We start from the raw sequence: 12,247 nt of genomic DNA, 5'->3' as shown, positions 1-12,247 counted from the left end.
CCCTACGCGGGATCTCGGCTGGAATTCAGGGCGCGAGCGGGGGAAGTTCCCTGATCCCGAATTCCCGACGCAGCACGGTGCGGGCGGCGTAGAAACCGGCCATGCCATGCACACCGCCGCCGGGCGGGGTGGCCGACGAACACAGATACGCCTTGGGGATCGGCGTCGACCACGGATTCCAGCGCAGGGCCGGCCCGGTGAGCGCGCTGACCATATTGTTGCCGCCGACACCGATGTCGCCGCCGACGAGGTTGGCGTTGTGCGAGGACAGTCGCGCCGCGGGCACGCTGCGCACCCCCACCACCACGTCGCGGAAGCCGGGAGCGAACCGCTCGATCACCTCGGTGACGGCCTCGGCCATGTCGACCGTCGAGCCGGCGGGGACATGGGCGTAGGTCCACAGTGGTCGGCGCCCCTGCGGGTCCACCCGGCCCGGGTCGGCGAGGTGGGGGAGGGAGGCGAGCACCATCGGCCATTCGGCGTGGCGGCCCGCCGCGACGTCCTTCTCCGCGCGCGCCATCGTGGCCCGGTCGCCGCCCAGATGCAGCGTCGGAGCATTCGCCAAACGTGGATCGCGCCAGGGGATCTCGCCGGACAACACGAAATCGACCTTCGCCACCCCCGGACCGTAGCGGTAGCGCCGCAATGTCTTCGCGTATCCCGGCGGAAGCCGGTCGCCGTAGATGCGCAGCAGTGCCGTCGGCGCCGTGTCGTAGAGCACGACACCCGACGGCGGGCTCGTCACCTCCTCGCCGAGGACGAGCTCTCCACCGTGGGCCTGCAGATCGGCGAGCAACGCGTCGGGGATCGCCTGCGATCCACCGGAGGGGACCGGCCAGCCCACCGTGTGGCCGAGGGTGGCCAGCATCAGCCCGGCCCCCGCGGACACCAGCGACGGCATCCGCGAAATCGTATGTGCCGCAACGCCGGTGAACAACGCTCTGGCGTCCTCGCCCGCAAGGGTGCCCCAGGCCGGGCTGCCCTGCGCCAGCAGTCGGGGGGCGACGCGCACCGCCGCCGGAATGCTCGGGGGAATCGAACGCTTGTCTCCCAGCAGCAATCCGACCACGCCGTCGCAGTCGTCGGCCAACGGTCCCAGCAGCCGTCGCCACGACGCGCCGTCGTCGAGCTCGGCGCAGGTGCGTTCGATGTCGCGGTACCCGACGGCCGCCGGGCGCCCGGGCAGCGGATTGCCGTAGGACACCTCGGGGACCGCCAACGTGACGCCCCGGGCTTGCAGATCGAACTCGGCGAAGAACGGTGAGGCCAGCGCCAGCGGGTGCACGGCCGAGCAGATGTCGTGCGACACCCCCGAGAACTCCGGGTCGGGCAGGGTCCGGGCACCTCCGCCCGGAGTCGGCTGCGCCTCGACGACCCGAACGGACAGCCCGGCTCGGGCGCAGATCACGGCGGCCGCCAACCCGTTGGGGCCACTTCCGACGACGGTCAATTCCACCTGGACATTAGAGCCCATTAGGCTGGAGCCTCGTGAGTCTTCCTGTGGTACTGATCGCCGACAAGCTGGCCCAATCGACGGTGGAGGCCCTGGGCGACCAGGTCGAGGTCCGCTGGGTTGACGGGCCCGACCGAGAGAAGCTGCTGGCCGCCGTCGCCGACGCCGATGCGCTGCTGGTGCGCTCGGCCACCACGGTCGACGCCGAGGTCCTGGCCGCGGCCCCGAAACTGAAGATCGTCGCGCGCGCCGGCGTCGGGCTCGACAACGTCGACGTCGACGCCGCCACGGCCCGCGGGGTGCTGGTCGTCAACGCGCCGACGTCGAACATCCACAGCGCGGCCGAGCACGCGCTGGCGCTGCTGTTGGCCGCCGCGCGCCAGATCCCTGCCGCTGATGCGACGCTGCGCGAGCACAGCTGGAAGCGTTCCTCGTTCTCCGGCACCGAGATCTTCGGAAAGACCGTCGGTGTGGTCGGCCTCGGCCGCATCGGCCAGCTGGTGGCGCAGCGGCTGGCCGCTTTCGGCGCGCACATCACCGCCTACGACCCCTATGTGTCGCACGCGCGCGCCGCGCAGCTGGGCATCGAGCTTCTGACCCTCGACGAGCTTCTGGGTCGTGCCGACTTCATCTCGGTGCATCTGCCCAAGACCAAGGAGACCGCCGGCCTGATCGGCAAGGAAGCGCTGGCCAAGACCAAGCCCGGCGTCATCATCGTCAACGCGGCCCGCGGCGGCCTCATCGACGAGGCCGCGCTGGCCGACGCGATCAACAGCGGCCACGTGCGCGGGGCCGGACTGGACGTCTTCTCCACCGAGCCGTGCACCGACAGCCCGCTGTTCGAGCTGCCTCAGGTCGTGGTGACCCCGCATCTCGGCGCCTCGACCGTCGAGGCGCAGGACCGCGCGGGCACCGACGTCGCGGCCAGTGTGAAGCTCGCCCTGGCCGGGGAGTTCGTACCGGACGCGGTCAATGTCGGCGGCGGTGCCGTCGGCGAGGAGGTGGCGCCGTGGCTGGACCTGGTCCGCAAGCTGGGCCTGCTCGTCGGAGTGCTGTCGAGCGAACCGCCGGTGTCGCTGCAGGTGCAGGTGCAGGGTGAGCTGGCGAGCGAAGAAGTTGAGGTGCTCAAGCTTTCGGCCCTGCGCGGGCTGTTCTCGGCGGTGATCGAGCATCCCGTCACGTTCGTCAACGCGCCGGCGCTGGCCTCCGAGCGTGGTGTCGAAGCGTCGATCACCACCGCGACGGAGAGCGCCAATCACCGCAGCGTCGTCGACGTGCGTGCCGTGGCCGCCGACGGGTCCACCGTCAACGTCGCGGGTACGTTGACGGGCCCGCAGCTGGTCGAGAAGATCGTCCAGATCAACGGACGCAACCTCGAACTGCGTGCCGAGGGTGTCAACCTGATCATCAACTATGACGACCAGCCCGGTGCGCTCGGCAAGATCGGCACCCTGCTCGGCGGCGCTGCCGTCAACATCCTGGCCGCGCAGCTCAGCCAGGACGCCGACGGCATCGGTGCGACGGTGATGCTGCGACTCGACCGTGAGGTTCCCGGCGAAGTTCTTGCCGCCATCGGAAGAGACGTGAACGCTGTGACGCTGGAAGTGGTGGACCTGACATGAGACTCGCAGTGATCGCCGGCGACGGCATCGGACCCGAAGTCATCACCGAAGCGCTCAAGGTGCTCGACGCGGTGCTGCCCGGTGTCGAGAAAACCGAATACGACCTGGGCGCGCGGCAGTACCACAAGACGGGTGAGGTTCTGCCTGACTCGGTGTTGGAAGAACTCAAGGGTCACGACGCGATCCTGCTCGGCGCGATCGGGGATCCGTCGGTTCCCAGTGGCCTGTTGGAGCGCGGGCTGCTGCTGCGTATCCGATTCGAGCTCGATCACCACATCAACCTGCGGCCCGCGCGTCTCTACCCGGGCGTGCAGAGTCCGCTGGCAGGCAACCCGGAGATCGACTTCGTCGTCGTGCGAGAGGGGACCGAGGGGCCCTACACCGGCAACGGTGGCGCCATCCGCGTCGGGACCCCGCACGAGATCGCCACCGAGGTCAGCGTGAACACCGCGTTCGGGGTGCGCCGAGCGGTGCAGGACGCGTTCGGGCGGGCCCAACAACGGCGTAAGCATCTGACCCTGGTGCACAAGAACAACGTGCTCACCAACGCGGGATCGCTGTGGTGGCGCACGGTGCAGACGGTGGCGGCCGAGTATCCGGACGTCGAGGTCGCCTACCAGCACGTCGACGCCGCCACCATCCACATGGTGACCGACCCGGGCCGATTCGATGTCATCGTCACCGACAACCTGTTCGGCGACATCATCACCGACCTCGCGGCCGCGGTGTGCGGCGGCATCGGGCTGGCCGCCAGCGGCAACATCGATGCCACGCTGACCCATCCGTCGATGTTCGAGCCGGTGCACGGCAGCGCACCCGACATCGCCGGGCAGGGCATCGCCGATCCGACGGCCGCCGTGATGTCGGTGTCGCTTCTGCTGGCGCACATGGCGGAAGTGGACGCGGCGGCACGGGTCGACAAGGCGGTCGCCGAGCATCTGGCCACCCGCGGAGACGAGAAACTGTCGACCGCTGCGGTCGGCGAGCGGATCCTCGGGAAGCTGTAGCCATCGCCGGGTTCGCGTCGCTGACTCGGCAGTGCCGGCTGTTCGCGATCGGATCCTCGTTGTTCGCGGTGGCGACCGCGCCCGGGTTCGCGGCGTGGGCCGGAGCCGGGACGGCGAACCTGCTGTGCTTTGTCGGTTCGTGGTTCTTCACCACCGCGGCGTGGATGCAGCTGACCCTGTCGGATCGGGCCGCCAGATTCGAATGGTCCGCGGCCGCAGTGCAGTTCGCGGGAACCGTGCTTTTCAACCTCAGCACCGGCGCCGCCGTGTGGGCGCATGCCGTGGCCGCCGAACGCCGCTATGTCTGGGTCCCCGACGCCACCGGGTCGCTGTTCTTCCTGATCAGCGGTGCACTCGCGATGATGGCGGTCACCGCGGTGACCGGAGTCCTGGAGCTCCGGTCCCGCGACTGGCGCGCCGGTGTCGTCAATCTGATCGGCTGTGTCGCGTTCGGGGTTTCGGCTGTGGCTGCGTTCGTCCGCAAGGACGGAGTCACCGCCGACGAGTGGCTGGCAAACCTCGGCACCTTCGTCGGGGCGCTGTGCTTCTTCGTCGCGGCGGTAATGGAATTGCCGCGGCCGCGGCGGTGATGGAATTGCCGCGACCGCGGCGGTGATGGAATTGCCGCGCTGCCGATCTCAACCCGAGTGAACCGGGTAGCGACACGCTTCAGCGATCCGGCTTGACCGTCAATGGCACCGACGGGATCGCCAACAGCGGAAACAGCGCGCAGACCGCGAAGGCCACAGGATAGCCGGCGATTGCGATCAGACCGCCGAACAGCGGCGGTGCGACGCCCTGGGCGAACAGTTGGCTGGTGTTTTGGGTTCCCAGTGCTCGTCCGCTCCAGAACGGGCCGGCGTACTCGGCGATGAGCGTGAACGCCAACCCGTTGTCGGACACCGTGATCACCGAGGCCGCGATCATCACGGCGATGCTCACCGGTGAGTCGAGCCAGTCCGTGACGGCCAGCAGGGCCATCGCCGCGGCCGCGGCGGCGGCGATCATGCGGATCGGCCGCAACCGTGAGGCGATCACGTCGCCGGAGCGCCTGACGAACGTGTCCGACCAGCGGCCCGCGCCGATGCGGCCTGCGGCACCGAGGATCTGGGCCGTCATGACCAGCAGGCCCGCCGATTCGGGCGACCACCGGTGTTCGGAGATCAGCCACACCAGGGTGAACGTCCACACCATGACCTGCGGCACGACCAGCAGGACGGACGTGAGGTGGATGCGCCACAGCATCGGCGATCCTCGGTACGGGTTGGCCAGGTCGGTGTCGTCGGCTTCGGCGCGTGCAGGCCGTGGCGGGTCGACCACCGCGATCGCGCACAGCACCGCCGCGGCCGCACACACGATGGCGGGGAACAGCAGTGCGGCCGAGACGCCCTCGGCCTGCGCCAGCCGCGGGATCACCAGCGCACCGACACCGACACCCAACGGCTGGGCGGTCTGCCGGATGCCCATCACCAGACCGCGTCGCTCCGCGTCGAACCAGCCGACCACCAGCCGTCCGCTGGCGGTGTTGCTGCTCGCCGCTGCCATCCCGCCCAGGAACAGGAAGACGCCTGTCGTCAGCAGGGTGTCGGCCGCTGCCGCCGCGAACGCCGCCGCGGCGGTCAGGGCCGATCCCAACGTGAGCACGACGCGTTCACCGACCCGGTCGACGACGTAGCCCCAGGCGATCAGCGTCACCACCATTCCCAGGCTGGGCAGTGACGACATCAGGCCGGCTGCGGCCAGGTCGAGGCCGCGCTCGTCATGCAGCGTCGGAATGAGGAACGCCACACCGTTGATGAACACGTTGGCGCACAGGGTCGCCAGCAGCCCGATCGCCAGCATCGACCAGCGTCTCATCGAGCTGATCGCGGTGGCGGGCATGGCGCCATGGTTACACAGCCGTCTCACAATATTGAACCAGATTCTCATAATGTGAGACATGGGCGATCACTGCGGCGCGGTCGCGGAGGCGCATGCGGCGGGCATTAGGCTGGCCGCATGCGTCTCGGCCGAATCGCCAGCCCCGATGGGGTCGCCTTCGTCGCCATCGAAGGTCCGCCCGATGATCCCGGCGGAGCCGTCGCCCGCGAGATCGCCGAGCATCCCTTCGGAAACCCGACCTTCACCGGCCGGCAGTGGCCGCTGGCCGATGTGCGCCTGCTCGCGCCCATCCTGGCGAGCAAGGTTGTGTGCATGGGCAAGAACTACGCCGCGCACATCGAGGAGATGGGCGGCGGCACCTTCGAGGACCCGATCATCTTCCTCAAACCCAATACGGCGATCATCGGTCCGAACACGCCGATTCAGCTTCCCGCGGACGCCAACCCGGTTCACTTCGAAGGTGAGCTGGCGGCCGTCATCGGCCGGCCGTGCAAAGACGTTCCCGCGTCGCGCGCCGCCGAGAACATCCTGGGTTACACGATCGCCAACGACGTGTCGGCGCGGGACCAGCAGCAGAAGGACGGCCAGTGGATGCGCGCCAAGGGCCATGACACGTTCTGCCCGGTCGGCCCGTGGATCGTCACCGATCTGGACCCCTCCGATCTCGAGATCCGCACGGAGGTCAACGGGGACGTCAAGCAGCGCAGCCGGACCTCGTTGATGATCCACGACATCGGCGCGATCATCGAATGGATCTCGGCGGTGATGACGCTGCTGCCGGGTGACCTGATCCTGACCGGGACCCCGGAGGGGGTCGGTCCGCTGGAGCACGGTGACAGCGTCAGCATCACCGTCGAGGGCATCGGAACCCTCACCAATCCTGTTGTGAGAAAAGGAAGATCGTGACGACCTCGGATGTGGTTCGTGTCAGATTCTGTCCGTCGCCGACCGGGACCCCGCACGTCGGGCTGATCCGGACCGCGCTGTTCAACTGGGCGTACGCCCGCCACACCGGGGGCACATTCGTGTTCCGGATCGAGGACACCGATTCTGCCCGGGACAGCGAGGACAGCTACCTGGCGTTGCTCGATGCCCTGCGGTGGCTGGGGATGGACTGGGACGAGGGGCCCGAAATCGGCGGTCCCTACGGCCCGTACCGCCAGTCGCAGCGCCTGGACATCTACACCGATGTGATCGAGCGCCTGCTCGCCGCGGGCGAAGCCTATGAGGCGTTCTCGACCGCCGAAGAGGTGGAGGCGCGGCACATCGCGGCGGGGCGGAACCCGAAACTCGGCTACGACAATTACGACCGCGATCTGACCGAGGAGCAGCGTGCGGCGTTCCGGGCCGAGGGGCGCCGGCCGGTCGTGCGTCTGCGGATGCCGGACACGGATCTGACCTGGGTCGACCTGGTGCGGGGGGAGACGACATTCCCCGCCGGGTCGGTTCCCGACTTCGCGCTGACCCGCGGAAACGGAGAACCGTTGTACCCGTTGGTCAATCCCGTCGACGATGCGTTGATGAAGATCACCCATGTGCTGCGCGGCGAGGACCTGCTGCCGTCGACTCCGCGGCAGCTCGCACTCTACGGGGCGCTGATCCGCATCGGTGTGGCGGATACGACACCGCAGTTCGCGCACCTGCCGTCGGTGCTCGGCGAGGGCAACAAGAAGTTGTCCAAGCGTGACCCGCAGTCCAATCTGTTCCTGCACCGCGACCGCGGCTTCATCCCCGAGGGCCTGCTCAATTATCTTGCCCTGCTGGGCTGGTCGATCGCCGACGACCACGACATCTTCAGCCTGGAAGAAATGGTCGCCGCGTTCGACGTCGCCGACGTCAACTCCAGTCCGGCCCGGTTCGACCAGAAGAAGGCCGACGCGCTCAACGCCGAGCACATCCGCCTGCTCGACGAGGCCGAGTTCACCCGTCGACTGGGGGCGTACTTCGCCACTCACGGACACCGCACCGGCCTGGACGACTCGCAGTTCGCCGAGGCTGCCCGGCTGGTGCAGACCCGCATCGTGGTGCTCGGCGACGCGTGGGAGCTGCTCAAGTTCCTCGACGACGCGTCCTTCACCCTCGACGAGAAGTCTGCCGCCAAGGAACTCAAGGCCGAGGCGGTGCCGGTTCTGGGGGCCGCGCTCGAGGCGCTGCGCGGTGTCGAGGCGTGGGACACCGCGGCCATCGAGGAGGCACTCAAGGGCGCGTTGATCGATGGGCTGGAGCTCAAACCCCGCAAGGCCTTCGGGCCGGTCCGGGTGGCGGCCACCGGCTCGTCGGTGAGTCCGCCGTTGTTCGAGTCGCTGGAACTCCTCGGCCGTGACCGGAGCCTGGCGCGTTTGCGGGCCGGTCGGGACCACGCCGCGGCGGCCGCTGCACCGCAGGGATGAGGAGCGCCGCTACCCGGGACGGTGAGAAACCGCACGACGGTGGTGCCGTGGAAAAACCACTCCGAAATCTTTGGTAGTCTGCTCGTCGGCCCGTGAATGGCGCGCAGCGGTGGCACCGAGGCGCGTTGGGTCGAAAAACGGCTTGTGACCAGCGGTTACAAGCAGCCAATGGGGTATGGTGTAATTGGCAACACAGCTGATTCTGGTTCAGCCATTCTAGGTTCGAGTCCTGGTACCCCAGCCAATGCCGCGGATTAGGTCAGCTTCCTCGCCTGAGCTATGCTGACCCTCCGGAAAGCAGTTCCTAGCCCCCGTCGTCTAGCGGCCTAGGACGCCGCCCTCTCACGGCGGTAGCGTGGGTTCGAATCCCATCGGGGGTACAAGTAAGACTCCGGCCTCTCCCGGCCGGAGTTTTTTTATGCCCGGTGCGGCACCGACGGATCGCTGTCAGAGGCGGCGCGTCAGAGCATCCGCGGCGGCGACCAGATCCGCAGCCCAGCGAGCGCCGGGCCGCCTCCCCATCCTGTCGATCGGTCCGGACACCGACACCGCCGCGATGACCGCACCACGTCCGTCCCGGACCGGAGCCGAGACACTGGCCACACCGGGCTCGCGTTCGGCGGCGCTCTGTGCCCAGCCCCTCCTGCGTACCTCGGCCAGAGTGCGATCGGTGAACTTGGCCCCGGGCAGCACGGCTTGCTGGGTGGCCGCGTCGGCGTAGGCGAGCAGCACCTTGGCGCCCGATCCCGCCGTCATCGGCAGCCGTATCCCGACGGGCACGGTATCGCGAAGGCCGGCCGGGGGTTCCAGGGCGGCGATGCAGATCCGGGTGGTGCCCTCCCTGCGGTAGAGCTGGACGCTCTCGCCGGTCAGCTCGCGCAGCCGGGGCAGGACCACGGCTCCCGCCGCCAGCAGCGGATCGTTGACGTGCCCGGCCAGTTCGGTGAGCGCGGGTCCCAGCCGCCACTGTCCGTCACCCTCGCGGGCGAGCAGACGGTGCACTTCGAGTCCCACCGCAAGCCGGTGGGCCGTCGCCCGCGGCAGATTCGTGCGTTCGCAGAGATCGGCGAGCCCACATGGGGACTCGGCCACCGCATGCAGCACGGTGACGGCTTTGTCCAAGACCCCGATGCCGCTATTCTGTCTCACAAGGAGATATTAGCTTCCCAGATTGTGAGACAGTCAAGATGGCCATCGTGAACCAGCCCCGCACGCTCGCCGAGAAGGTGTGGAGCGACCACGTCGTCGTAGCCGGTACCGGCGAGGGCGCCGCGCGCGAGCCCGACCTCATCTACATCGACCTTCATCTGGTCCATGAGGTCACCAGCCCTCAGGCTTTCGACGGGCTGCGCCTCGCCGGGCGCCCGGTGCGCCGGCCCGACCTGACGATCGCCACCGAGGATCACAACGTGCCCACCGTGGACATCGACAAGCCGATCGCCGACCCGGTGTCGCGCACTCAGGTGGAGACGCTGCGCCGCAACTGTGCGGAATTCGGTATCCGGTTGCATCCGATGGGCGATGTGGAGCAGGGCATCGTGCACATCATCGGTCCGCAGCTCGGCCTGACCCAGCCCGGCATGACGGTCGTCTGTGGCGACAGCCACACCTCGACGCACGGGGCGTTCGGCGCGCTGGCGATGGGCATCGGCACGTCGGAGGTCGAGCATGTGCTTGCCACCCAGACACTTCCACTGCGGCCGTTCAAGACGATGGCGGTCAACGTCGACGGCCAGCTCCCGCCGGGGGTCAGTGCCAAGGACATCATCCTGGCCGTGATCGCCAAGATCGGCACCGGCGGCGGCCAGGGGCACGTGATCGAGTACCGCGGCAGCGCCATCGAATCGCTGTCGATGGAAGGCCGGATGACGGTCTGCAACATGAGCATCGAGGCGGGCGCCCGGGCGGGCATGATCGCTCCCGACGAGACGACGTTCGAGTTCCTGCGGGGTCGGCCGCACGCACCCAAGGGCGCCGAATGGGATGCCGCGGTGGCTGTGTGGCGACAGTTGCGCACCGACGAGGGCGCCCAGTTCGACACCGAGATCTACATCGACGCATCGACGCTGAGCCCCTTCGTGACGTGGGGGACCAATCCGGGCCAGGGTGTCCCGCTCAGCGATCCGGTTCCCGACCCCGAGATGATGTTCGACGAGGCCGAGCGGCAGGCCGCCGAAAAGGCCTTGGCTTATATGGACCTTCGTGCGGGTACTCCGATGCGGCAGATCCCGGTCGACACGGTGTTCGTCGGCTCGTGCACCAACGGGCGCATCGAAGATCTTCGGGTGGTCGCCGACATCCTGCGGGGCCGCAGGGTCGCCGACAACGTCCGGATGCTCGTCGTGCCGGGATCCATGCGGGTGCGTGCCCAGGCCGAATCCGAAGGCCTGGGTGAGATCTTCACTGCTGCAGGCGCGGAATGGCGCCAGGCCGGCTGCTCGATGTGCCTGGGCATGAATCCGGACCAGCTGGCCCCGGGGGAGCGGTGCGCGTCGACGTCCAACCGGAATTTCGAGGGCAGGCAAGGCAAGGGCGGCCGCACTCATCTGGTGTCACCGGCGGTGGCGGCGGCCACCGCCGTACGAGGCACGTTGTCCTCGCCTGCCGACCTGGCCGCAGAGCCCACCCACTGAGACCCGACAGGAGACTGAGATGGAAGCCTTTCGTACCCACACCGGGATCGGTGTTCCGCTGCGCCGATCGAATGTCGACACCGACCAGATCATTCCCGCCGTCTACCTGAAGCGGGTGACGCGAACGGGATTCGAGGACGGTCTTTTTGCCGCCTGGCGCAACGATCCGTCATTCGTGCTCAATTTGGCGCCCTTCGACAAGGGGTCGGTTTTGGTCGCCGGGCCCGATTTCGGCACCGGCTCCTCGCGCGAGCATGCGGTCTGGGCGCTGATGGACTTCGGATTCCGGGTCGTCATCTCGTCTCGGTTCGCCGATATTTTCCGCGGCAATGCCGGTAAGGCCGGGCTGCTGGCGGCAGAAGTTTCGCAAGATGATGTGGAATTGTTGTGGAAGTTGATCGAGCAGCACCCCGGGACGGAAATCACTGTAAATCTTCAAGATCGGACCATCACCGCCGGAACGATGATGGTGCCGTTCAACATTGACGACTACACGGCATGGCGGCTGCTCGAGGGGCTCGACGATATAGGCCTTACGCTGCGCAAACTCGATGAAATCGAGGATTACGAGCGGCACCGTCCCGAGTGGAAACCCCACACACTTCCGGCGTGACCGGCGGGCCGAAAGGCCGAAATCCCGCCTCCGAACCCCCCTTTTCGCGGCCTCCGGTAGGAGGGTAAGGGGGCCAAGCGGATTGAAAAAAGTTCGCTGAGTCGGCCTGAAATTGCGCGTGGCTCTTGGAAATCAGCAGGCAATGGGTTTACCGTGTCCACTAGTCGGCCCAAGGAGGGCCACTGGTTTCGGAGGTTTTGCATGAACAAAGCAGAGCTCATCGACGTACTCACGGAGAAATTGGGCTCGGATCGTCGGCAAGCGACCGCGGCGGTGGAGAACGTTGTTGACACCATCGTGCGTGCGGTGCACAAGGGTGAGAGCGTCACCATCACCGGCTTCGGTGTTTTCGAGCAGCGACGCCGCGCCGCGCGGGTGGCGCGCAATCCGCGCACCGGCGAGACCGTGAAGGTGAAGCCCACCTCAGTTCCGGCGTTCCGCCCCGGCGCTCAGTTCAAGGCTGTTGTCTCTGGCGCACAGAAGCTTCCGGCTGAGGGTCCGGCTGTCAAGCGCGGTGTGACCGCGACGAGCACCGCCCGCAAGGCCGCCAAGAAGGCTCCGGCGAAGAAGGCCGCAGTCAAGAAGGCCGCGCCCGCCAAGAAGGCTCCGGCCAAGAAGGCGGCTCCGGCGAAGAAGGCCGCAGTCAAG

Annotated in this window: 11 protein-coding genes and 2 tRNA genes; 10 read left to right on the top strand and 3 right to left on the bottom strand. The window is 67.8% G+C overall.

Annotated features, from left to right (window positions below):
- Positions 1 to 25: 25 nt before the first annotated feature.
- A complete protein-coding gene (locus BN976_RS20975) occupies positions 26 to 1,456 on the bottom strand; it encodes a phytoene desaturase family protein (RefSeq protein WP_199558981.1) in 1,431 nt (476 codons plus the stop codon).
- A gap of 32 nt (positions 1,457 to 1,488) precedes the next feature.
- Here BN976_RS20975 and serA point away from each other — a divergent pair, with 32 nt between their 5' ends.
- From serA to BN976_RS20960, 3 genes are read left to right on the top strand one after another with little or no spacing between them, the layout of a single operon-like run.
- Positions 1,489 to 3,075, top strand: coding sequence for a phosphoglycerate dehydrogenase (gene serA / locus BN976_RS20970; RefSeq protein WP_011779357.1), 1,587 nt, complete (start codon positions 1,489 to 1,491; stop codon positions 3,073 to 3,075).
- The gene (locus BN976_RS20965) at positions 3,072 to 4,082 is read left to right on the top strand and encodes a 3-isopropylmalate dehydrogenase (protein WP_011779358.1); all 1,011 of its coding nucleotides are present in this window, start codon (positions 3,072 to 3,074) and stop codon (positions 4,080 to 4,082) included. The genes serA and BN976_RS20965 overlap by 4 nt, the downstream gene beginning before the upstream one ends.
- 59 nt (positions 4,083 to 4,141) lie before the next feature.
- A complete protein-coding gene (locus tag BN976_RS20960) occupies positions 4,142 to 4,672 on the top strand; it encodes a hypothetical protein (RefSeq protein ID WP_234935506.1) in 531 nt (176 codons plus the stop codon).
- A gap of 79 nt (positions 4,673 to 4,751) precedes the next feature.
- Here the strand turns inward: BN976_RS20960 and BN976_RS20955 are convergent, their stop codons facing one another.
- Positions 4,752 to 5,963, bottom strand: coding sequence for an MFS transporter (locus tag BN976_RS20955; RefSeq protein ID WP_036373575.1), 1,212 nt, complete (start codon positions 5,961 to 5,963; stop codon positions 4,752 to 4,754).
- Positions 5,964 to 6,080: 117 nt separating this feature from the next.
- On the opposite strand from BN976_RS20955, the gene BN976_RS20950 reads away from it, so the two are divergent.
- The 4 genes from BN976_RS20950 (at position 6,081) to BN976_RS20935 (ending at position 8,733) form a co-directional block, all read left to right on the top strand.
- Positions 6,081 to 6,869 (top strand): fumarylacetoacetate hydrolase family protein, encoded by a 789-nt coding sequence (locus BN976_RS20950; protein WP_011779361.1) that lies wholly within the window; start codon positions 6,081 to 6,083, stop codon positions 6,867 to 6,869.
- Positions 6,866 to 8,353, top strand: a complete 1,488-nt coding sequence (gene gltX, locus BN976_RS20945) for a glutamate--tRNA ligase (protein ID WP_105386907.1) — start codon at positions 6,866 to 6,868, stop codon at positions 8,351 to 8,353. The genes BN976_RS20950 and gltX overlap by 4 nt, the downstream gene beginning before the upstream one ends.
- A gap of 169 nt (positions 8,354 to 8,522) precedes the next feature.
- Positions 8,523 to 8,597: transfer RNA gene (locus tag BN976_RS20940), tRNA-Gln, on the top strand.
- Between the two features lie 63 nt (positions 8,598 to 8,660).
- Positions 8,661 to 8,733: transfer RNA gene (locus BN976_RS20935), tRNA-Glu, on the top strand.
- A gap of 67 nt (positions 8,734 to 8,800) precedes the next feature.
- Here BN976_RS20935 and BN976_RS20930 read toward each other — a convergent pair.
- A complete protein-coding gene (locus tag BN976_RS20930; RefSeq protein ID WP_036373569.1) occupies positions 8,801 to 9,502 on the bottom strand; it encodes an IclR family transcriptional regulator in 702 nt (233 codons plus the stop codon).
- Positions 9,503 to 9,540: 38 nt separating this feature from the next.
- On the opposite strand from BN976_RS20930, the gene leuC reads away from it, so the two are divergent.
- The 3 genes from leuC to BN976_RS20915 form a co-directional block, all read left to right on the top strand.
- Positions 9,541 to 10,986 carry a 3-isopropylmalate dehydratase large subunit gene (gene leuC, locus BN976_RS20925; RefSeq protein ID WP_036373566.1) on the top strand — a complete coding sequence of 482 codons (1,446 nt, stop codon included), beginning with the start codon at positions 9,541 to 9,543 and terminating at the stop codon, positions 10,984 to 10,986.
- Positions 10,987 to 11,005: 19 nt separating this feature from the next.
- The gene (leuD, locus tag BN976_RS20920) at positions 11,006 to 11,599 is read left to right on the top strand and encodes a 3-isopropylmalate dehydratase small subunit (protein ID WP_036373563.1); all 594 of its coding nucleotides are present in this window, start codon (positions 11,006 to 11,008) and stop codon (positions 11,597 to 11,599) included.
- A gap of 201 nt (positions 11,600 to 11,800) precedes the next feature.
- A partial coding sequence (locus BN976_RS20915) for an HU family DNA-binding protein (RefSeq protein WP_084182347.1) occupies positions 11,801 to 12,247 on the top strand: 447 nt, incomplete at its 3' end.

The organism is Mycolicibacterium austroafricanum (assembly GCF_000612725.1).
GTDB lineage: Bacteria > Actinomycetota > Actinomycetes > Mycobacteriales > Mycobacteriaceae > Mycobacterium > Mycobacterium austroafricanum.
This window is presented reverse-complemented; position numbering and strand designations above follow the sequence as displayed.

Coding starts and splice junctions, on each gene's coding strand:
- leuC (WP_036373566.1), top strand. CDS start 9,541: ATGGCCATCGTGAACCAGCCCCGCACGCTCGCCGAGAAGGTGTGGAGC.
- leuD (WP_036373563.1), top strand. CDS start 11,006: ATGGAAGCCTTTCGTACCCACACCGGGATCGGTGTTCCGCTGCGCCGA.
- BN976_RS20955 (WP_036373575.1), bottom strand. CDS start 5,963: ATGCCCGCCACCGCGATCAGCTCGATGAGACGCTGGTCGATGCTGGCG.
- BN976_RS20965 (WP_011779358.1), top strand. CDS start 3,072: ATGAGACTCGCAGTGATCGCCGGCGACGGCATCGGACCCGAAGTCATC.
- BN976_RS20950 (WP_011779361.1), top strand. CDS start 6,081: ATGCGTCTCGGCCGAATCGCCAGCCCCGATGGGGTCGCCTTCGTCGCC.